The organism is Vibrio sp. 1069 (assembly GCF_033340555.1).
Genome location: NZ_JAWOWP010000424.1, coordinates 1 through 680 on the forward strand (window position 1 = coordinate 1; position 680 = coordinate 680).

Below are 680 nucleotides of genomic sequence, written 5' to 3' on the forward strand. Positions count from 1 at the left end.
CGTTCACCTACATCACAGTAATACGTACTTTTAACTCTGAGGGCGAGAATTTGCAATCGAAATTCTCGCCTCGTGGTTTTAGCCACTCAGTTTGATATAACGGAGGACTCAATTCTTACCGTATGGGTAGTTTTCGAACATTTTCGCCACTTCTTCTGTGATCAAATTTTCCCTTTTCTCAGTACTCATTGATTCGGTTAACTTGCGGCTTGAAACGCCTTTCCACACAACTTGGTTCGCCTTACTATCCACCAGCTCTACCACTAACTTCCCGTATTTGCGTTCTTTATATCGTTCAGGGCTTGATGTAATCACACCAAAGCTGTTCCATCCATAACCGACGCTAAAAGAAGAACCAGACTATACCAACTCGTACTCCTCAACTATATCGTTATTAACGTATAAATCACCACCACTTGCAACTCGAGAAAGCCCCTTCGATTCCAGTTGAGCAGCCAAACCTTGTTCTATACGGCGTCCATCGATACTTGCTGGAGCATCATTTTGAGTACCAAAATCAAACGTTTTATAAGAAGCGAAGTCCGCTTGTTTATCCACGTCTGTTGTTACTGTCGTACAAGCGGCCATCAAAAGCGCCATTGCCCCAATTGTTACTGTTTTCCACATACGCGCTCTCCTCGTTTTTTACTTATACGGCTGACAATAAAGTTGTGTCATTT

Annotated in this window: 1 pseudogene; it reads right to left on the reverse strand. The window is 42.8% G+C overall.

The window, feature by feature from the left end:
- Positions 1-108 precede the first annotated feature (108 nt).
- A pseudogene (locus tag R7040_RS26910) lies at positions 109-627 on the reverse strand (DUF4136 domain-containing protein).
- Positions 628-680 lie beyond the last annotated feature (53 nt).